The following is a 19,052-nucleotide window of genomic DNA, read 5'->3' as shown; positions in this document are numbered from 1 at the left end:
CATGAGCGCCGACTTGCTGCAAGGGGCCTGCCACTGCGGGGCCGTCAAATTCGAAGTGCGTACCCCGATCGTCCCGGCCGGGCGCTGCAACTGCAGCCTGTGCCGCCGCAAGGGCGCCTTGATGACGCCGCTGTTCCCGGCAAGCCAGTTGAAGATCCTGAGCGGCGAAGATTCACTGACGCTCTATCAGTTCAACACGCGGGTGGCCCGGCACTATTTTTGCAAACACTGCGGTGTCTATCCGTTTCATCAGACGCGTAAAGACCCGCAGCAGTGGCGAGTCAACATCGGTTGCCTGGAAGGCGTCGATCCGTATAGTCTGGAAGCGGGAGTCGCGGACGGCGCGGGCCTCTCCGTGCTGGAGGACGCATGAAACGCCTGCTGGCTATCGTCGTCTTCGTGACGGGCGGCCTTGCCGCCGAACTGGCGCATCCGGTGCAGTGTTCATTGATGTATGCGAGCCGGGTGCAGTTGAAACGCCAAAAGAGATGATGCATTGATGGAAACCATCGATCACGTACTGATTGTCGACGACGACCGCGGCATCCGCGAATTGCTGGCCGGTTATCTCGAGAAGAACGGCATGCGCGTGTCGCTCGCGGCGAATGGGCGCCAGATGCGCGCGGCGCTGGAGCAGGGCGCGCCCGATCTGATCGTGCTGGATCTGATGATGCCCGGCGAGGACGGTCTGGTGCTGTGCCGCGAACTGCGTGCCGGCAAATTCCGTTCGGTGCCGGTCTTGATGCTGACGGCGCGCAACGAGGAAGCCGATCGTATCGTCGGCCTGGAGATGGGCGCCGACGACTACCTGCCCAAGCCCTTCGCCGTGCGTGAATTGCTCGCGCGCATTCGCGCCGTGCTGCGCCGCGCCCGCATGCTGCCGCCCGGCATGCAGGTGACGGAATCCGCTCCGATGCTGGCCTTCGGCGACTGGCGACTCGACACCACCGCGCGGCATCTGCTCGACGCCGAAGGCACCATGGTGGCACTGAGCGGCGCCGAGTATCGCTTGCTGCGCGTGTTTCTCGACAATCCGCAGCGGGTACTGACGCGCGATCAACTCCTCAACCTCACGCAGGGCCGTCAGGCCGACCAGTTCGACCGTTCGATCGATCTGATGGTGAGCCGTCTGCGTCAACGGTTGCGCGACGTCGCGCGCGAGCCGCGCTACATCAAGACGCTGCGCAGCGAGGGTTATGTCTTTTCCGCGGCGGTGACTGCCATCGAGGATCCGCAATGAACCGCTGGTCCTGGCTGCACTGGCCGCGCACGCTGTTCGCGCGGCTTGCGCTGATTCTTTTCGTCGGCCTCGCGCTGGCGCAGACCTTGTCGTTCTGGCTCACGCTGACCGAGCGCGACCAGACCATGACCAACGTGATGATGGGCTACATCGAGCGCGAAGTGAGCAGCTCGGTGGCGCTGCTCGATCATCTGCCGCCGAATGAACGCGCGCAGTGGCTGCCGCGGCTCGCGCGGCGCAGCTACGAGTTCATTCTGGGGCCGGGCATTGCCGGCAGCCCGATCGATGCGCATCTGTCCGAGCGTGTGGCGCAATCCATCGCGGACGGCATCGGCAGGCACTATCCGCTGACGGTGAATGCCGTCCCCGGCGACAAGGAGCGCCTGCAGGTTCATCTGCAACTGAGCGACGGCACGCCGCTGACGATCGATATGCGCCCCATGTCGGGCGCGCCGCTGTCGCGCTGGTTGCCACTCGTGCTCGCGTTGCAACTGGCGATGCTGGTCGCGTGCTGCTGGCTGGCGGTGCGGCTCGCCACGCGCCCGTTGCATCAGCTGGCGCTCGCCGCGGATACGCTCGGCCCCGACCTGAAGGCGGCGCGCCTGCCGGAGGACGGGCCGTCGGAAGTGTCGCGCGCCGCGCGCGCCTTCAACGCGATGCAGGACCGCATTGCCACCTACATGACCGAACGCATGCAAATTCTGGCGGCGATTTCGCACGATCTGCAAACGCCGATCACGCGCATGCGCCTGCGCGTCGACGTGATGGACGACGACGCGCAGGGCGCGAAGCTGCGCCAGGATCTGCAGGAAATGGAAAGCCTGGTGAAGGAGGGCGTGACGTACGCGCGCACGCTGCACGGCGCGACGGAAGTGCCTTGCCGCGTCGATCCCGACGCGCTGCTCGACAGTCTCGTCTGCGACTATGTGGACGCCGGCCAGGCGGTCAGCCTGGAAGGGCGGCTCGGCGATTCGCTGGTGACGCGTCCGCAGGCATTGCGCCGCATACTCGGCAACCTGGTGGACAACGCGTTGAAGTTCAGCGGCGCGGCTGAGATCACGGCGGCCACTTTGCCCAGCGGAGAAACAGCGATCGCCGTGCTCGACCGCGGCCCCGGCATACCGGCTGAGTCGCTGGAGGCGGTGTTCGAACCGTTCTACCGGCTCGAAGCCTCACGCAATCGCGATACGGGCGGCACGGGATTGGGCCTCGCCATCGCGCGGCAACTTGCGATGGCGATGGATGCGACACTCACGCTGCACAACCGTCCCGGCGGCGGCCTGGACGCGCGCTTGACGCTGAGGAATCTGCGCAAGGCGTAGTTGCGCTTGTCGCCGGCGGCCAGGCGCACGCAGCGCCCGGTCTCACCTGTTCAGCGCCAGATATTGATGCAGCGACTGGATCGCGGCCGCTCCCTCGCCGACGGCGGCCGCAACCCGCTTCACCGAGCCGCTGCGCACGTCGCCTACCGCAAAGATGCCGGGCCGGCTCGTCTCCAGATAATGAGGCGGGCGGTCCGACGACCACTGCGGAACCGCATCGGGACCCGTGAGGACGAAGCCGTGTTTGTCGAGCGCGACGCAATCGCCTAGCCAACCGGTACTCGGCTGTGCGCCGAGAAACAGGAACACATGGCGGATCGGTTTCTCCTCGATGCGGCCTTGACTGTCCCACTTGATCGATTCGAGTTGGGCCTCGCCGTTCAGTTCGACGATCTGCGTGCGCATATGAACGCTGATGTTCGCCGCCGCTTCGATCCGTCGGATCAGATAGTTCGACATGCTCGCGCTGAGTCCGTCGCCGCGAATCACGATATGCACGTGACGCGCGAATCCCGACAGGAACACCGCGGCCTGCCCAGCCGAATTCCCGCCACCGACTATGACCAGTTCCTGGTTGTTGCAGAACGCGGCTTCCATATAGGTCGCGCTGTAATAGATGCCGCTGCCCTCGAACTCTTCGAGGCGCGGCAGGAGTGGCTTTCGATAGCGCGCGCCGGTCGCGATGACGACCGCGCTGGCATACACGTGCTCGTTGTAATTGAGGCGCAGGTGAAAGGGCGGCGCGTTCTCACATTCGATGCCGAGCACTTCGATGGGCACGCCGACTTCCGCACCGAATTTGCGGCATTGGGACAGGCCCCGGCCGGCAAGCGCTTGTCCCGAGATGCCGGTCGGGAATCCAAAGTAATTTTCAATCTTCGAGCTGGTGCCGGCCTGGCCACCGGGCGCCTTGGTGTCGAGCACCGCGACCCTCAGTCCTTCGGAGGCCGCGTACACCGCGGCCGCAAGACCTCCCGGTCCCGCGCCGACCACGACCACGTCGAACCGTTCGCCGTTCAGCCGGTCGGGGCTCAGGCCGATCGCATCGGCTACCGCCCGGTTGGTCGGCTGCTTGAGCACATTGCCTTGCAGGGTGACGATCACGGGAATATCGGCTTCGGTTGCGTCATAACGCTCGAGCAACCCCTTGGCTTCCTCGTGTTCGACGATATCGAAGTAGGCGAAAGGCTGCGCATTGCGGCTCAGGAAATGCCGCAGCACGAGCGTGCTCCACGAAGCCGAACTGCCGATTACCAGCAGACCGCCGTGCTGATCCTGAATGAACGCGACGCGCCGCAGGATGAACGCGCGCATGATCGTTTCGCTCAACTCCGCTTCCGCGACGACGAGCGCCCGCAGCGATTCCTCGTCGATCACGATCACTTCGCAATCGCTGATGGCGTGGGCCGTCGCTACCGCGCCGCGGCCCGCGAGCGTGCCCACCTCGCCGGTGAAGCAGCCGGGGCCGTGCGTGCCCAGAACGTGGCGCTTGTCGCCGGCGCCTCGCGTCGCCTCGATCGCGCCGGAGACGACGGTGAACATAGGAATGTGCCGGTCGCCTTCGGTGAACAGGATGTCGCCTGCCTTCAGCCGGCGCCGTTCGCCGTATCGTTCCAGCACCGCAAACTGACGTTCATCGAGCGTTGGAAAAATCTGATGGTGGCGGCTGCCGCCGGGCACCAGGTCTTCACGTCTGCTTGACGACTTATTGCTCATGGGGCGTTCCGAATGGAGGGCGCGTGCTGCGCGCCGTGGTGAGCTTGCTGCCGGATGCCGCATCGGCGCGAACGGTCTGCATGGACCGGAGACGACGGCGGACCGTCCTATCCGCAGAGATTGTGCGCCTGAGACCAGGCGTAGGTAAAGTGCGAAAAAGAGGGGTGTGCCGCTTGCTCGTGGGCGGCCCATTTCCATTTACATGCACGCTGCATGGTTTAACTGCTGTGCCTTGAACATATCTTCATACGAATCACCGACTTTTCATATCTGGCGAGTTACATTGTCGAGAAATGATTGTTCGGAGAGCATTACTCATGGTCAAGCACCAAATCCGTGCCGCGCTCCTGTGCGCGGCGATCTTGTTCGCGCAGACCTGTTACGCGCAATACACCACCGACTGGCTGGGCAATACGTTCGGCACACTCGCCGCGCACGTGGGCAACACCGCGCGCTCGCTATGGGTCGCGCCGGAAGGCGTGATCTACACGGCTTCGTTGTGGGACGAGAACGAGGGCGGCGTCGCGATCTATCAGAACGGCCAGAGCCTTGGCTCGATCGGCACGCACGCCGACTTTCAGGGCAGCGCCATTACCGGCAATGCCACGTCGATCTTCGCAGCGTTGCAATACAACAGGTCGTTCGGCAGCGGCTCGGTGGGGCGGTACAACCGCGCCACCCAGACGCGTGACCTGATCATCCCCGTCAGCGTGTGGACGGCGATACCGCATGCCGATGTCATCACCGGTCTCGCGACCGTGGGCTCATTGCTGTACGCAAGCGACTTCTACGGCAATCGCGTGCGCGTCTTCACGACCGACGGCGTCTGGCAGCAAGACATCAAGGTATCGGGTCCCGGTGCGCTGGCGCTGGATAGCGCCGGCAATCTGTGGGTCGCGCAGCAGAGCGCGGCCACGATCGTCGAGTTCAGTCCGGCCGGCGCGCTGCTGAACACCATCCAGATGCCTGCGACGTCGCGGCCCTCGGCGCTGTATTTCGATGCCGCGTCCGCGCAACTCATGGTCGGCGACCAGGGGCCGGACATGAATATCAAGCGCTACACGATCGCGGGCACGCCGACGCTCATCGGCACGTTCGGCATTCAGGGCGGCTATCTCGACACCACCAGCGGTATCAAAGGGCAGGTGGGCGACAAGCGCTTCACACGTGTGGTCGGCATCGGCAAGGACGCCGCCGGCAACCTGTACGTGCTCAACAACCCGTGGGGCGGCGGCTGGGACCTCGGGCGCAACGGCGCCACCGACCTTCACGCCTACGACGGCGCCGGCAACCTCGAATGGAAGCTGCAGTCGCTCAACTTCGAGGCGGTCGCGGCCCCGGACCCGTCGACGGACGGCGCCTACTTCTACAGCGGTACGCACATTTACACCGGCACGGCGGGCGGCACCTTCGTCGCGAACACGGTCGACCCGTTCACGTATCCGTCCGATCCGCGCCTGAACATGAACGACACGCAGCGCGACGAGCACTTCGGCCAGCTCGTCACGGTCGGCGGCAACCGGATTCTGGTGGCGTCCGGACAGAACCCCGGCGTCTTCTATTTTTTCCATTTCAATCCGGCGAGCGGCTACATAGCAATACCGGACGCGTCGATTCCGGGAGCGGCGTTCAATACGAATCTGCAGGTCACGGGCGGCTTCAGCATCGATAGCAGGGGCGACGTGTGGGCCGGTCTGGACCGGACGAATCACATCTACCACTATCCGCTGAGCGGCTTCGACGGCAACGGCAAACCGACTTGGGGCCCGGCGGTCACGATCTCCATTCCGCAGAGCATCCGGCCGCTCACGCGCATCCTCTACCTCGCGGAGAGCGACACCATGATCCTCGCGCAGGGCATTGCGGGAAGCTGGGACTGGACGGCCATGCAGTCACGCATCGAGGTCTATCACGGTTGGAGCGCGGGCAACGCCACGCGGCCCGACCCGGTGATCACTCTCACCAGCGCCAATCCCAAGTCGATCACGGCGGCGGGCAATTATCTGTTCGTCGGCTATGTGCACACAGTGCCGAATATCGACGTCTTCAATCTCACTACGGGTCAGCTCGTCACCACGCTGATCAATTCGAGTCCGGGAACCGTGGATGTCGGCAACGACGTCGATTCGATGTACGGCCTGCGGGCGTATCTCAGAGCCGCGGGCGAGTATGTGATCACGAAAGACAACTACAACGGTTCGAGCATGGTGGTGTATCGCTGGACGCCATGACGACCGTGCGCTCGGCTATGACACTCCCTATCGGATAAGATACGGCCCGCGCCGCAATTTTCCGAACACAAGGAGTGGTTTCAATGATTCAACCGGGCAACGTATTCAAGGACAACCTCGCGCAGATGCCGGCTATCGACGGTATCGCGCGTATCGATCTGCTGGACGGCAAGGGCGCCGTGGTGGCCAGCATCGAGAACAAGCCGGGCAAGCAGGGCTCGCTTGCGGTGTACAACTATCTGCGGCAAGCGTTCGGCACGCTCGACGCCAAAGCGGCCGAGCACGGCCTCGTGGTGTTCGCCGAGCATACGGCCGATGCGCGCAATCGGTCGGGTGCGCACCCGAACGTCGACATCCTGCTCGCGATCGCGGCGGGTGGCGAAGCGTTGCGGATCGACGTCGTGGCTGCTGGCTGAAATGAGTTGATTGTCATCAGCGTGGCGCGGGCGGGCGAGTCGATCCGCAAGGCCGCGCTGGTCGGATAAGACGACGCCGGCTGCATGCCGGCGTCGCCGATCAACACACGTTCAGTTCAACCAGCCCTTGATCGCCTCGGACATCGTGGCAGTCGAAATGCCATAGCGGTCGTGCAATGTCGGCAACGCGCCGGCATCGAGGAACGCATCGGGCAGACCCACTTGCCGGAAGTGACACGCCACGCCCGCGCGCATCAGTTCCGCGGCGACCGCTTCGCCCAGACCGCCGATCACCGTATGATTTTCGGCGACCACCACGAGCCGCCCCGAGCGCTTCGCTTCGCGCACGATCGTTTCCGTGTCGAGCGGCTTGATCGTCGGCACATGCAGCACGGCTACGCCGATCCGGTCGTTCTCCAATGCCTTCGCCACTTCGAGCGCGCGCATCGTCATGATGCCGGACGAGATGACCAGTACTTCCGCGCCGTCGCGCAACAGCTTGGCTTTGCCGAGTTCGAACGTGTAGTCGTATTCGTCGAGCACTGCCGGCACGTTGCCGCGCAGCAGGCGCGCATAGACAGGGCCCTGATGCGCGGCGATCGCGGGCACCATCTGCTCGATGTCGAGCGCGTCGCACGGATCGATCACGGTCATGTTCGGCATCGCGCGCATCAGGGCGAGATCTTCCGCGGCCTGGTGGCTGGGACCGTAGCCGGTCGTCAGGCCCGGCAGCGCGCAGATGATCTTCACGTCGAGATTGTCTTCGGCGATCGTTTGATGCATGAAGTCGTACGCGCGGCGCGTGGCGAAAACCGCGTAGGTCGTGACGAACGGTTGCGCGCCTTCATGCGCGAATCCCGATGCCGCGCCCATCAGTAATTGCTCGGCCATGCCCATCTGGTAGAAACGCTCCGGAAATTCCTTGGCGAAGATATGCAGGTCCGTATATTTTCCGAGGTCGGCGGTCATGCCGATCACGTTCTGCTTTTGCCGAGCCAGTTCCACCAGCGCGTGGCCGAAGGGCGCGGAACGTGTGACCTGCCCTTCGCTCGCGATCGACGCGATCATCGCGGAGGTCTTCAGGCGCGGTTTGCTCGCGGTTGCGTTGCTCATGCTTGTCTCCCTACTTCGAGTGCCTGGAGCGCCAATTGCCATTCATGGGCATCGACGCGGATAAAGTGGTTTTTCTCGCGTTGTTCGAGGAACGGCACGCCGCAACCCATGCGCGTATCGGCGATGATGATGCGTGGTTGCGCAACCGGATGCTGGCGGGCCGCATCGAACGCGGCCGCCACGGCGGCGATATCGTTACCGTCCACGCGCTGCGTGAACCAGCCGAACGACTCCAGTTTCTCGACGAGCGGTTCGAACGCCATGATCTGCGTCGATGGACCGTCGGCCTGCTGGTTGTTCACGTCGACCACGGCGATCAGGTTGTCGAGCTTCCAGTGACTCGCGGACATCAGGCCTTCCCAGATCGCGCCTTCGTCCAGCTCACCGTCGGAGAACAGCGTGTACACGAACGACTTCGAACCTTTGCGCTTCAGGCCGAGGCAGCGGCCCACCGCGATGGTCAAGCCCTGGCCGAGCGAGCCGCCGGACATCTCCATGCCGGGCGTGTAGCTCGCCATGCCCGACATGGGCAAGCGGCTGTCGTCGCTGCCGTAGGTTTCGAGTTCTTCCGCGGGCAGAATGCCGGCTTCGAAAAGCGCCGCATACAGTGCGATCGCGTAGTGTCCGTTCGACAGCAGGAAGCGGTCGCGCTCCTCCCATTCTGGATCTTCCGGCCGGTAGCGCATGGCGCCGAAGTAAGCGACAGCGAGAACATCGGCGATGTCGAGCGCCTGGCCGATATAACCCTGGCCCTGCACTTCACCCATCAACAGTGCGTTTCTACGGATACGGTATGCGTGTTCGGCAAGGCTTGCCGTCGGCACGCGTTCTGGACTGTTCATGTTGTCTCCTGTGATCAGTCGTAAAGAGTAAGAAGGGTTCAGCGGTTCACGGACTTCGCGGGCACCAGAAACACGAGGCAAGCGCCGAGCGTGACGGCCACCGAGATAAAGATCAGTCCAGCTGTCGACTTGCCAGTCAGATCGTTGAGCCAGCCCACGATCGCCGGCGAGAAGAAGCCCGCGAGATTGGCGATGCAGTTCACCGCGGCGATCCCGGCTGCGGCCGACATGCCGCCGAGCAACGCGGTCGGCAGCGACCAGAACTGCGACGAGGACGCGAGAATGCCGGCGGCAGCGACGCTCAGACAGACGATAGAGGCCGGCACACTGCCGATTGCGGGCAGCAGGATGAAGCCCGCCGCGGCGATCAGCATCGGAATCGCCAGATGCAGCCGGCGTTCGCGATGACGGTCCGCGCTCATGCCGACCAACGGCAGTGCGATGATGGCGCACAGATAAGGAATCGCCGTGAACACGCCGATCCACAGCGGATCAGCGACGCCGGATTTGCGGATGATGGTCGGCAGCCAGAACGTCAGGCCGTACTGGCCGAGCACCACGCAGAAGTAGATCGCAGCCATCAGCCACAAGCGGCGGTCGCCGATGAACGACTTGACCGAGACGTGGGCGATCTTATGCGCGTTGTCGCCGGCCACATTGCGGGCGAGCAGCGTCTTTTCGGAATCCGTCAGCCACTTCGCTTTCGCGATGCCATCGTCGAGATAGAGCAGGATCGCGACGCCGAGCACGAGCGAAGGCAGTGCTTCCAGTAGGAACAGCCACTTCCAGCCGGCCATGTCCATCGCGCCTTGCAGCGAGTGCATGATCCAGCCCGACAGCGGGCCGCCGATAATGCCGGCCAGCGGTATCGCCATGAAGAACAGCGACAACGCTTTGGCGCGGCGCGCGGCCGGAAACCAGTAGGTCAGATAGAGAATCACACCGGGCGCGAAGCCGGCCTCGGCGACGCCGAGCATAAAACGCAGCACGTAGAAGGCTGTAGGCGATTTCACGAAGATGAAGCACGCGGAGATCACCGCCCACGTCAACATGATCCGCGCGAGCCACTTGCGTGCGCCGACACGATGCAGCACCAGGTTGCTCGGCACCTCGAAGAGGAAATAGCCGAGAAAGAAAATCCCTGCGCCCATGCCGTACACGGTTTCGCTGAAGCGCAGGTCGTTGAGCATCTGCAGCTTCGCGAAGCCGACGTTGACACGGTCGAGATAGGCGCCGAGATAGCACAGCATCAGGAACGGGATCAGGCGGCGGCTGACTTTCGCGTAGGTTTTCGACTCGAAGCTCGTCGAGTCCGCCTGGTTCGGTAGGTCGGCGGCAAGGGATGCCGCGGGGTATTTCGTTTTCATGTGTGTCTCCTTCCATGGCCCCGGGATGGCCAGGGTGCCGGGCACTTTGCCGCTCTCTGCAAGCGGCAACGCGTCAATGAATGAGCATGCCGCCGTTCACGTCGAGCGTGATGCCCGTGAGATAGGTCGACAGGTCGCTGACGAGGAACAGGCACGCGTTCGCCACGTCGCTCGCGTCGCCGAGACGGCCGAGTGGAATGCCCTTGATGATGTCGGCGCGCATGTCCGTAGTGAGCTTGTCGCCGGTGATGTCGGTCTGGATCAGACCGGGCGTGATCGAGTTCACGCGAATGCTGTCGCCGCCGAACTCGCGGGCCATTGCACGCGAAAGCCCGAGCACGCCGGCTTTCGCCGCGCTGTAGTGCGGGCCGCCGAAAATGCCGCCGCCGCGTTGCGCGGAGACCGACGACATGCAGACTATGCTGCCGCTCCTCTGCTCTTTCATCGCCGGCAGCACGGCTTGCGACATGTAGAGCGTGCCGCGCAGATTGACGTCGACGATCGCGTTGAAGTTTTCGGACGTGATGTCCAGCGTGCGCGCCGGTTGCGTGATGCCGGCATTGTTGATGAGGCCGTCGATGCGGCCGTAGCGCTCGAGCGTCGCTTTGGCGGCCGAGACGCACGCGTCTTTGTCGGTAACGTCGCAGGCGAGGCCCAGATGCGCGTCGCCGAGATCGGCGGCGGCGCGCTGCGCGTCTTCTTCGCGCAGATCGAGAATGACGATGCGTGCGCCCTGAGCGGCGAGTGCTTTAGCGGTTGCCTTGCCGATTCCGCGCGGTGAGGCGGCGCCGGTCACGATGACGACTTTGTTCTCCAACAGCATGATTGTCTCCTGAGTGTTGATGTGATGGCCGAAGTGTCTACTGCGCGGCCGGTCGCATCAACGACGTACTGCTCAACTATGTTTGAGAAATTTTCAGGTGACGTGCTGCTTCGAAGCAGGCGTTGTATGGTGCGACGCCGCATTCGCACTCTCAGCGCATGTGATGCTGGAAAACCCTGGCAAAGATCGACGCGGACTCAGGCTTTGCGCTCCATGCGCCCGACCTCGCGCTCGATCCACGCGATAAAGCGCGTGACACGTGGAAGCTCGGCGTTTTGCGGCGGGTAGACCAGATGATGCGCGCCGACCTCCACGGCGTGCGTCTCGTCGAATACCGGCACGAGCTTGCCTTCCCTGATCCGAACCGAGGCGAGCATCACGCTTTCCAGCGCGATGCCGAGGCCGAGCGCTGCTGTCTCCAACGACATGTACGAGCGGTCGAAGGAGAAGTCGAAGGTCTTGTGGGCGGCCGATACGCCGGTACGCCCGAACCACTGCTTCCACTGTACGAGCGGCGTCTCCGAATAGATCAGGCGATGTTGCAGCAGGTCTTCAGGCGTTTTTACCGGATGGTTCTCCAGATAGGTCGGCGACGCGAGAGGTGTGATGAATTCGCCGCGCAATGTTCTGACTTCAAGGTCGCGCCAATTCGCGTAACCGTGGCGCAGGTCGATGTCGTAATAACCGCTGGTAAACGAGACGTCCTCATATGAGCAGGCGAGATTCAACTGGATATCGCCATTGGCTTCCTGAAACGACGCGAGCCGCGGCAGCAGCCACATGAGCCCGAAGCTGGGACTGGAGTGCACCCGCAGGATATCGACGTCGGTGCGACTCGACGCGCGCTCAGTGGCGCGGCTCAGATCCGCCAGCGATCCCGTCACATCGGACAGATAACGCTCGCCGGTCGGCGTGAGGACGAGCCCACGGCCCGAGCGATAAAAGAGCGGCTGGCCGATCACCGACTCGAGATTGCTGATCTGATGACTGACGGCCGACGCGGTCAAGCCGAGCTCTTCGGAGGCCCGGTTGACGCTTTTCGTTCTGGCCACGCTCTCGAACGCGACGATGGCTTTGACCGGTGGAATGCGCATAGTGAAATTTTTTCAGATGCAGTTGAATGAAACCGCCTTGTTCGCACGCCATTCGCACTGCCATTCTGTCGACAAGCCGCGCAGCCAGGGATGCATGAAGTCCTCTCGATACTGATCCGGCAGTTTCACTGCCGCAGAGCGGCTAATCATAAACATAGGTTGCGCAGTGCAACAACTGTGCAGGAGACAGTAATGGATTATCCGACTTTCCCGGTGAGCGCGCGATTAGCCGACGCTCATACGCAGCCATTTCATCCCGTTCGTTCCCCTATCCAGTGAAAGCACTCGCCGGTCTACGCCGATGCGGTGTACCGGTGGGCTTCATGCCACGCGCTCGCAGAACATACGCAGCGTGCGGAAAAACGCGGAAGGAGACAGGACATGACTGAACAACGCTTCTTGCTGACGGCGCGTTCGATCGTCAAGAGCTTTGGACCGACGAGCGTGCTGAAGGGATTCGATCTTTCGATCGCACCCGGTGAAGTGCACGCTTTTCTGGGTGGCAACGGCGCGGGCAAATCGACGCTGATCAAGATCATCTCCGGTCAGTTCGAACGCGACGGCGGCACGCTCGAATTCGACGGGCAAGCGATCGGCGCATCCGTAGGCGGGCACGTTGCCGCCGGCACTATCGCGGTCGTCAATCAGGAACTGGCGCTGCTGCCGCATCTGTCCGTGGCCGAGAACATCGCGATGCCGCGGCTGCGGCGCGGTACGGCGAAATATAGCGAACGCGCGTCGATGGAGATCGCCGTCGAAGCGCTGTCGCTGATCGATCCGCAGTTCGCGCGTGAATCGTCGGGACGGCTGGTCGGCGATTTGACCTTGCACGAGCGTCAACTCGTGGAGATCGCACGCGCGCTCGGCTCGGGCGCCAAGCTGTTGTTGCTCGACGAACCGACCGCCAATCTGACCGCCGCAGAAACGATTCGGCTCTTTGCGGTGTTACGGCGACTGATCGCCGATACGGGGCTCGCGGTGCTGTTCGTCTCGCACCGCATGCGTGAGATTCGCCAGATCGCCGACGTCTGCACGATCATTCGCGACGGCAAGACGGCCGTCGATCGCGTCGCGCTCGATGCGATCACGGACCGCGAGATCATCGAATGCATGGGCCAGAGCATCGTGGTCGACGAGGCGGCAGCAAGCGTCGCGGAGTCGGCGGAGTTGGCGGAGCAGGACACCGGCGGTAACAATGCTCGCATCCATGCAGGCGCATTGCGCATCGAACGCGACGGCGTGGCGATCGAGGTGCCGGCGGGCGCGATCATCGGTCTAGCGGGTGCGCCGGTCGGTCCGTCTTCGCTGATCGATGCGCTGACCGGCATCGCGCCCGCCGGTTCGTGGGCCATCACACGCGACGGCGCGCGCGTCAGCTATGGGCATCCTTCGGCCGGTGCGCGCGATGGCGTCGGCTTCGTCTCGGGCGATCGCTCGAACAAGGGTGTGCTCGCCACGCTGCCTATCGTCGACAACCTCGTCGCGGCCGCGCGTGTCGTCAACCGGCGCAGTGTCGTGAAGCGCGAGGAGATCGAGCAGAGCACACGGCTGCTCGACGCACTGAAGATTCGCGCGGGCTCGCTGTGGGATCTGCCGGCCACACTGAGCGGCGGCACGCAGCAGAAATTGCTGATCGCCCGCTGGCTATTACTCCGCCCAAGACTGCTGGTGCTCGAAGAGCCGACCCGCGGTGTGGACATTCGCACGAAGCGCGAAATCTACGCGTTGATTCGCAAGATGGCGCGGCAGGGCACGACGATCGTCTGGTGGTCGACCGAATACATCGAGCTGGTCGAACTGTGCGACACCGTGCTCGCGTTCGATCTGGACGGCAAGCCCACCGAAGTCTTGCGCCACGCCGACGTCAACGAAACGCAACTCGCCGCCGCAACGGGCATGGCCGCCTAGCGAAGGCTAACGCCGCTTCGCACAAAACATCATCAATCTGGAGACAGTCATGAAATCAGCCACTCATCCGATCGTGGAGGGGCAGCCCAAACGCAGTGGCGCGGGGCGCCGCCTGCTATCCGCCTACCGCACCGAAATCGCGATTGCCATTGCGATCATCGTGATCGAACTCGCGGTCGGCATGATCGTGCCGGCCGCGCTGTCGGGCGGCAATATTTCCAACGTGACGCAGGCGGCTGCGCCGCTCGTCATCATGGCGTTCGGCGTGTTACTCGTGATCATCACCGGCGGCATCGATCTGTCCGTCGGTTCGGTGTTCTCGCTGACCGGCATGGTCACCGGCCTTGCGATGGCGCACGGCTACGGCGCGGTCGCGAGCAGTGTCGCGGGACTCTCGGTCGGCATCGTGATCGGCGCGCTAAACGGTGCACTCGTGACGTTCGTCGGACTCGCGCCGTTCGTCGTGACGCTGAGCACGTATGCGATTGCGGGCAGCCTCTCGTTCATCGTGACCGACGGCCATTCGCTGCCGATCTCCAACCCCGACTACTGGCTGCTCGATTCGGGGACGCTGATTCCCGGCCTGCCGAACTATGCGCTGTGGTGCGTGCTGCTGCTCGTCGCAATCGAATTCTGCTTGCGCAAGGTGGTGGCGGGCCGCTGGCTGTATGCGATCGGCAGCAGCAGTTCGTCGGCGCGTGTGATCGGGATTCCTGTCAATCGCGTGCGGCTCGGCGCGTATCTGCTTTCGGGCTTGCTGGCTTCGTTTGCAAGCATCGTCAGCGTCTCGTACATCAGCAATGCGGAAGCCACCGCAGGATCGAGCCTGATGCTGCAGGCCATCGCGGCCGTGGTGATCGGCGGCGCGAGCCTGTTCGGCGGGACCGGTTCGGCGATCGGCGCGCTGCTCGGTGCGCTGATGATCACGATCATTCAGAACGGCGCCAATCTGATCGGCGTGAACAGTTTCTGGCAAGGCACCGTGACCGGTGTCGTCATTCTCATCGCGGTTCTCGTGGACCGCATTACCAAAGCCCGGCGTTGAGCACGGGTTCGCTAAAACTATCAGGAAGGAGACACATCATGAACAAGCGCACGTTCAAATCAGCCGGCGGATTCTCGGGCCGGCCGGTCGCACGGGTCGCGGCGGCATCGGTGGCGGCATCTATAGTCGCGCTCGCCGCGGCGTTCGCCTCGCAGATGGCGGTGGCGGCGGACAAGCAGACGGTCGCGTATATCGCGCCGTCGCTGGATATTTCGTACTGGCAGTGGGTCGCGTATGGCGTCAAGCAACGGGCGCAGGAACTCGGCATGGACTATGTCGAGTTCACCTCGGAGAACTCGCCGGCCAAGCAGATGGACAACGTGCGCACGGCCATGACGCGCGGCGTCAACGCGATCGTGATCGGGCCGGTCAGTTCGACCAGCACGCCGCCCGTATTGCGTCTGCTGAAGTCGAAGTCCGTGCCGGTGGCTTTTACGGGTATCGGGCCGCAAGCGGGACAGACGGACTATACGTCGGCCGTGACCGCGAATAACTACGATACGGGCAAGGCTCAGGGCACGTACGTCTGCAAGCTCGCAAAGGAACGCGGCAGCAACAAGGTGGCGATGCTGTCGCTGCCGCAGGATCGCGAGAATGCGCAGAAGTATATGAAGGGCGCGCAGGAGTCGTTCAAGGCCGATGGCTGCGATCTGGTGCAAGTGCTCGAAACGCACGGGCTCACGGTCAATGAAGCGGTGCAGCAGGCCAACGACGTGCTGACCGCTCATCCGGACGTCAAGGCGATTTACGGCATGTACGACGAAGCCGCGACCGGCGCCGCCAAGGCGCTGCAAACGCGTGGTGCTGTCGGCAAGGTGGCGGTCGTCACCGCCGATGGCAGCCCGACGACGATCAAGCTGCTGCGCGACGGCACGATCCAGGGCATCTTCCTGCAAGAGGCGGTGGGGCAAGGGATCGACGCGACCACGCAGGTGTTCAATGCGCTGAACCACAAGCCGACCACCCAGGAACTCGCGCTCAAGGAGCCGCTCGTGACGAAGGAGACGATCGATCAGCCGGACGCGCAGGCCACCGTCAAGCGTGTCTATCCGCCTTCAGCGGGCAAGTACTGAGGAATCGATGTTGAGCTGATTGCGCGGCCGCTCGTTTCGTTGCATTGCGTTTTGTCGCGAGCCGAGCGGCGCGTCGTATAACCCTATAAGGAGGCACTGTGGACAATCTGCCTATCGTCGACCCGCATCATCACCTGTACGATCTGAAGACCGGCAACTATCCGTGGTTGCAAGGGCCGATGCTCAAACGCGTGTTCGGAGACTATTCGGCCATTCGCAAGGACTATCTGATCGACGATTTTCTTGCCGACATCAAGAATCAGAACGTGGTGAAGACGGTTCATCTTCAGGTCGAATACGACCACAACGATCCGGTGGCCGAAACACGATGGCTTCAGAGTGTCGCGGACAAACACGGCTATCCGCATGGCATTGTCGGTTTTGCCGATCTGTCGTCGCCGAACGCACAGGCCGTGATCGAAGAGCACTGTCAGTACAAGAACGTGCGAGGCATTCGCCAATGCCTGAATTTTCACCGCGATCCGGTGAAGACGTTTATCGACAGCCCGCATCTGATGAGCGATCCGCAATGGCGGCGCGGTTATGCGCTGCTCAAGGAGTACGGTTTGTCGTTCGATCTACAACTCTATTACACGCAGATGGAAGAGGCGCTCGCACTAGCGCGCGACTTTCCCGGTACGCCCATGGTGCTCAACCACACCGGCATGCCAGTCGATCGCGCTCCCGAAGAGATCGAGGCGTGGAAAAAGAGCATGACCTTGCTTGCTTCAGCGGACAACGTTTTCTGCAAGATCTCCGGCCTGGGCATGGGCGACTGGAAGTGGACCGTGGACAGCATCCGCCCGTTCGTCCTGCATGCGATCGAAGCATTCGGCGTGGAACGCTGCATGTTCGCGAGCAACTTCCCGGTCGACAAACTGTTCAGCAGTTACGACGACGTGTTCAACGCGTTCAAGGAGATTACCCGGGACTTCTCTGCGCAGGAAAGGGCTGCGCTGTTTCATGACAACGCGGAGCGGGTGTACAGGCTGTGATGCCGGCGAGACGGTTGGCGTGGGCGGATGGAATGGCGGACGGCGAGCGCGCAATCGCCCGCCCGATCACACGCCCGAACCCGCCGGATATCCTTTCGACCGGCCGAACGCGGGTTGTTCGCGAGCGGTGCGATTGAGCAGCATGGGTATCTCGTCCAGACGCAGTAGCGTCAGCGCTCCGCCATACACCAGTCCCGTATCGACGTTGATGACGTTGCCGCGAACCCTCGGCTCGCGCACCGGCGTGTGTCCGACGATGACCGCGGCCACGCCGTCGATGCGGCCGCCCGGGTCACGCCATCCCGAAGCAAACCGTTGGCACAGTTGCGCGAAGGCCCGCCGCATCGAAACAAAACCTGCCGCCTTGCCCGGAATCCAGCGCGAGCGATCCCAGATGGCCTTTCGGCGCACCGGTCCGTTGCGGTCCTCCTGTTCGAGCGCCTGAACCATCTTCGGCCACGATTGCATGGGCACGTTGGCGTGCACGATTCCCACAAGGCCGTCGTCCGTTTCGATTTCGATCGCGTAGGGAAGGGCCGCCATATACGTCACGATGTCGTCCAGCGCCGCTTTGTCGTAGGCCATATCGAACAGCCACTCTCCGCCGTTGGAGCGAATCGACGCGTTCTTGCCGCCGTGGCGGTGCCACCGCACGATCGTGTCCTCATGATTGCCGCGCACCGATTGAATCCGATATCGACTCACGAATTCGAGCACGGCCGGCGATTCGATGCCCCGATCGACCAGGTCGCCGACGGCGAAAAGCCTGTCGCGAGACGGGTCGTACCGGCGCAGTTCCAGTTCTCTTCGAAGCCGGCTAAAACAGCCATGCAGATCGCCTACGACGAAGTCGCGACCGGCCGTGTTCTTTTTGAAGCGTCGCACGGGTATGAAAGTCTGCTGCATGTTTTCACCGCAATGAGGTTGACGTGAAACGACGAAAGACTTCTGAACGGTTGTTGCGCGAAGCCCCTATGGTTTCGACCTCGAACGTGTCCTCGCTGGCTGGATTTCGCGCGCAGTCGCAACGCGTCACTCAGTGTTGACCGCCGATTGGGCGCTTTCAGTGTCGATTTGTAACGAGGTGTTGGGACGAGCATGCCGTTTCCATCGTCCGGATCGAGCTTCAGGACGAACGGGGCCTTGGTGGGGTGCGGGCGGAGCGGCGACATCGTCGCATTAGGCGGGGGGCGCGGGCAGTGTCTTTTACGCTCGGTTACAAGTGGCGCGTGAAGGCGCTCGCAGTTCATAGCCGATGTCCTCGACGACCAACCGTTGTGGGCGCGTCCATTGACTGGGCCGGCTCGCAGGGCTGAACGAAACCGGACGCGTCGCCCTTCTTCGCTGTCCAGGTCGCCATGGCGCGCGCCATGAACGATGGTTTTATCGTTGCGCTTGCCAAACCGCGATGCCGAATGGGACCCAAATCGCGTTGATAAGCGCCACTAGCAGGGTGCCGCGCATCATCCGAGGGCAGCCGATGCTTTCCTTGCGCAAACCCAAAAATTTTTTGCCGCGGCGTCGATCCCAAGCGTTTCATCGCACGCGAGAACAATGGGGCGAGCGACCGTCAATCGCACAATGCGCGCTACCCCACATAGGGAAGTGTGCGGACATCGCTTTTCGCTGCCGTGCCAGCGCGCCGCTCTCAGGCCGTCCGTCTCACGCTTGCAACATTCCGGACGCGCCCAGTAAAACGTACTTTTGTCCGCTCAATGGCAGCATATTTGACCGAAGCATTTGTCGAACCATTGCCAGCCAATGGTCCTACGGGTTTTCCACACGCCGGAAATAATGCACGACGCATGGTAGGCGGACTCCGCCCCGGCCCTTTCCGGTGTCTCAAATTCGAGTCATCGCGTGTTGC

General features: G+C 62.8%; 17 protein-coding genes. 10 read left to right on the top strand and 7 right to left on the bottom strand.

Annotated elements, in window-relative coordinates; translation table 11 throughout:
- Position 1 precedes the first annotated feature (1 nt).
- From B0G74_RS25610 to B0G74_RS25600, 4 genes are read left to right on the top strand one after another with little or no spacing between them, the layout of a single operon-like run.
- Positions 2-373, top strand: a complete 372-nt coding sequence (locus tag B0G74_RS25610; RefSeq protein ID WP_132377644.1) for a GFA family protein — start codon at positions 2-4, stop codon at positions 371-373.
- A complete protein-coding gene (locus B0G74_RS47505; protein ID WP_279388619.1) occupies positions 370-492 on the top strand; it encodes a hypothetical protein in 123 nt (40 codons plus the stop codon). The genes B0G74_RS25610 and B0G74_RS47505 overlap by 4 nt, the downstream gene beginning before the upstream one ends.
- A gap of 7 nt (positions 493-499) precedes the next feature.
- Positions 500-1,240, top strand: a complete 741-nt coding sequence (locus B0G74_RS25605) for a response regulator (RefSeq protein ID WP_132377643.1) — start codon at positions 500-502, stop codon at positions 1,238-1,240.
- On the top strand, positions 1,237-2,562 hold the full coding sequence (locus B0G74_RS25600; protein WP_132377642.1) for an ATP-binding protein: 1,326 nt from the start codon (positions 1,237-1,239) through the stop codon (positions 2,560-2,562). Before B0G74_RS25605 ends, B0G74_RS25600 begins: the two co-directional genes overlap by 4 nt.
- A gap of 42 nt (positions 2,563-2,604) precedes the next feature.
- On the opposite strand, the gene B0G74_RS25595 is transcribed toward B0G74_RS25600, so the two are convergent.
- Positions 2,605-4,278, bottom strand: a complete 1,674-nt coding sequence (locus B0G74_RS25595; RefSeq protein WP_132377641.1) for a cyclic nucleotide-binding domain-containing thioredoxin-disulfide reductase — start codon at positions 4,276-4,278, stop codon at positions 2,605-2,607.
- Between the two features lie 317 nt (positions 4,279-4,595).
- Here B0G74_RS25595 and B0G74_RS25590 point away from each other — a divergent pair, with 317 nt between their 5' ends.
- Together B0G74_RS25590 and B0G74_RS25585 are read left to right on the top strand one after the other, a co-directional pair.
- Positions 4,596-6,509, top strand: coding sequence for an SMP-30/gluconolactonase/LRE family protein (locus tag B0G74_RS25590; RefSeq protein WP_132377640.1), 1,914 nt, complete (start codon positions 4,596-4,598; stop codon positions 6,507-6,509).
- An 83-nt stretch (positions 6,510-6,592) separates the two neighbouring features.
- Positions 6,593-6,925, top strand: coding sequence for a DUF2322 family protein (locus tag B0G74_RS25585; RefSeq protein ID WP_132377639.1), 333 nt, complete (start codon positions 6,593-6,595; stop codon positions 6,923-6,925).
- A 111-nt stretch (positions 6,926-7,036) separates the two neighbouring features.
- On the opposite strand, the gene B0G74_RS25580 is transcribed toward B0G74_RS25585, so the two are convergent.
- From B0G74_RS25580 to B0G74_RS25560, 5 genes are all read right to left on the bottom strand, one after another.
- Complete coding sequence (locus B0G74_RS25580) at positions 7,037-8,038, bottom strand: transketolase family protein (RefSeq protein ID WP_132377638.1); 1,002 nt, start codon at positions 8,036-8,038, stop codon at positions 7,037-7,039.
- The gene (locus B0G74_RS25575) at positions 8,035-8,880 is read right to left on the bottom strand and encodes a transketolase (RefSeq protein WP_132377637.1); all 846 of its coding nucleotides are present in this window, start codon (positions 8,878-8,880) and stop codon (positions 8,035-8,037) included. The genes B0G74_RS25580 and B0G74_RS25575 overlap by 4 nt, the downstream gene beginning before the upstream one ends.
- 38 nt (positions 8,881-8,918) lie before the next feature.
- Positions 8,919-10,247 (bottom strand): MFS transporter, encoded by a 1,329-nt coding sequence (locus B0G74_RS25570; protein WP_132377636.1) that lies wholly within the window; start codon positions 10,245-10,247, stop codon positions 8,919-8,921.
- Positions 10,248-10,320: 73 nt separating this feature from the next.
- Positions 10,321-11,070 carry an SDR family NAD(P)-dependent oxidoreductase gene (locus tag B0G74_RS25565; RefSeq protein ID WP_132377635.1) on the bottom strand — a complete coding sequence of 250 codons (750 nt, stop codon included), beginning with the start codon at positions 11,068-11,070 and terminating at the stop codon, positions 10,321-10,323.
- Positions 11,071-11,267: 197 nt separating this feature from the next.
- Positions 11,268-12,164, bottom strand: a complete 897-nt coding sequence (locus B0G74_RS25560) for a LysR substrate-binding domain-containing protein (RefSeq protein WP_132377634.1) — start codon at positions 12,162-12,164, stop codon at positions 11,268-11,270.
- A gap of 381 nt (positions 12,165-12,545) precedes the next feature.
- Here B0G74_RS25560 and B0G74_RS25555 point away from each other — a divergent pair, with 381 nt between their 5' ends.
- The 4 genes from B0G74_RS25555 (at position 12,546) to B0G74_RS25540 (ending at position 17,185) form a co-directional block, all read left to right on the top strand.
- Positions 12,546-14,072: a sugar ABC transporter ATP-binding protein gene (locus B0G74_RS25555; RefSeq protein ID WP_132377633.1), complete on the top strand. Its 1,527-nt coding sequence runs from the start codon at positions 12,546-12,548 to the stop codon at positions 14,070-14,072.
- A 49-nt stretch (positions 14,073-14,121) separates the two neighbouring features.
- Positions 14,122-15,117, top strand: a complete 996-nt coding sequence (locus B0G74_RS25550) for an ABC transporter permease (RefSeq protein ID WP_132377632.1) — start codon at positions 14,122-14,124, stop codon at positions 15,115-15,117.
- A 38-nt stretch (positions 15,118-15,155) separates the two neighbouring features.
- A complete protein-coding gene (locus B0G74_RS25545) occupies positions 15,156-16,190 on the top strand; it encodes a substrate-binding domain-containing protein (RefSeq protein WP_132377631.1) in 1,035 nt (344 codons plus the stop codon).
- Positions 16,191-16,297: 107 nt separating this feature from the next.
- A complete protein-coding gene (locus tag B0G74_RS25540) occupies positions 16,298-17,185 on the top strand; it encodes an amidohydrolase (RefSeq protein ID WP_207915729.1) in 888 nt (295 codons plus the stop codon).
- A gap of 66 nt (positions 17,186-17,251) precedes the next feature.
- Here B0G74_RS25540 and B0G74_RS25535 read toward each other — a convergent pair whose 3' ends face one another.
- Positions 17,252-18,091, bottom strand: coding sequence for a metallophosphoesterase (locus B0G74_RS25535; RefSeq protein WP_132377629.1), 840 nt, complete (start codon positions 18,089-18,091; stop codon positions 17,252-17,254).
- Between the last annotated feature and the right edge of the window lie 961 nt (positions 18,092-19,052).

Source organism: Paraburkholderia sp. BL9I2N2, assembly GCF_004339745.1.
Taxonomy (GTDB): domain Bacteria; phylum Pseudomonadota; class Gammaproteobacteria; order Burkholderiales; family Burkholderiaceae; genus Paraburkholderia.
The sequence above is the reverse complement of the archived record's forward strand: the minus strand, read 5'-3'. Positions and strand labels throughout refer to the sequence as shown.

What these genes read in the sequence shown, in the direction of transcription:
- B0G74_RS25610 (WP_132377644.1), top strand. Translation starts at nt 2, where the DNA reads ATGAGCGCCGACTTGCTGCAAGGGGCCTGCCACTGCGGGGCCGTCAAA.
- B0G74_RS47505 (WP_279388619.1), top strand. Translation starts at nt 370, where the DNA reads ATGAAACGCCTGCTGGCTATCGTCGTCTTCGTGACGGGCGGCCTTGCC.
- B0G74_RS25605 (WP_132377643.1), top strand. Translation starts at nt 500, where the DNA reads ATGGAAACCATCGATCACGTACTGATTGTCGACGACGACCGCGGCATC.
- B0G74_RS25600 (WP_132377642.1), top strand. Translation starts at nt 1,237, where the DNA reads ATGAACCGCTGGTCCTGGCTGCACTGGCCGCGCACGCTGTTCGCGCGG.
- B0G74_RS25595 (WP_132377641.1), bottom strand. Translation starts at nt 4,278, where the DNA reads ATGAGCAATAAGTCGTCAAGCAGACGTGAAGACCTGGTGCCCGGCGGC.
- B0G74_RS25590 (WP_132377640.1), top strand. Translation starts at nt 4,596, where the DNA reads ATGGTCAAGCACCAAATCCGTGCCGCGCTCCTGTGCGCGGCGATCTTG.
- B0G74_RS25585 (WP_132377639.1), top strand. Translation starts at nt 6,593, where the DNA reads ATGATTCAACCGGGCAACGTATTCAAGGACAACCTCGCGCAGATGCCG.
- B0G74_RS25580 (WP_132377638.1), bottom strand. Translation starts at nt 8,038, where the DNA reads ATGAGCAACGCAACCGCGAGCAAACCGCGCCTGAAGACCTCCGCGATG.
- B0G74_RS25575 (WP_132377637.1), bottom strand. Translation starts at nt 8,880, where the DNA reads ATGAACAGTCCAGAACGCGTGCCGACGGCAAGCCTTGCCGAACACGCA.
- B0G74_RS25570 (WP_132377636.1), bottom strand. Translation starts at nt 10,247, where the DNA reads ATGAAAACGAAATACCCCGCGGCATCCCTTGCCGCCGACCTACCGAAC.
- B0G74_RS25565 (WP_132377635.1), bottom strand. Translation starts at nt 11,070, where the DNA reads ATGCTGTTGGAGAACAAAGTCGTCATCGTGACCGGCGCCGCCTCACCG.
- B0G74_RS25560 (WP_132377634.1), bottom strand. Translation starts at nt 12,164, where the DNA reads ATGCGCATTCCACCGGTCAAAGCCATCGTCGCGTTCGAGAGCGTGGCC.
- B0G74_RS25555 (WP_132377633.1), top strand. Translation starts at nt 12,546, where the DNA reads ATGACTGAACAACGCTTCTTGCTGACGGCGCGTTCGATCGTCAAGAGC.
- B0G74_RS25550 (WP_132377632.1), top strand. Translation starts at nt 14,122, where the DNA reads ATGAAATCAGCCACTCATCCGATCGTGGAGGGGCAGCCCAAACGCAGT.
- B0G74_RS25545 (WP_132377631.1), top strand. Translation starts at nt 15,156, where the DNA reads ATGAACAAGCGCACGTTCAAATCAGCCGGCGGATTCTCGGGCCGGCCG.
- B0G74_RS25535 (WP_132377629.1), bottom strand. Translation starts at nt 18,091, where the DNA reads ATGCAGCAGACTTTCATACCCGTGCGACGCTTCAAAAAGAACACGGCC.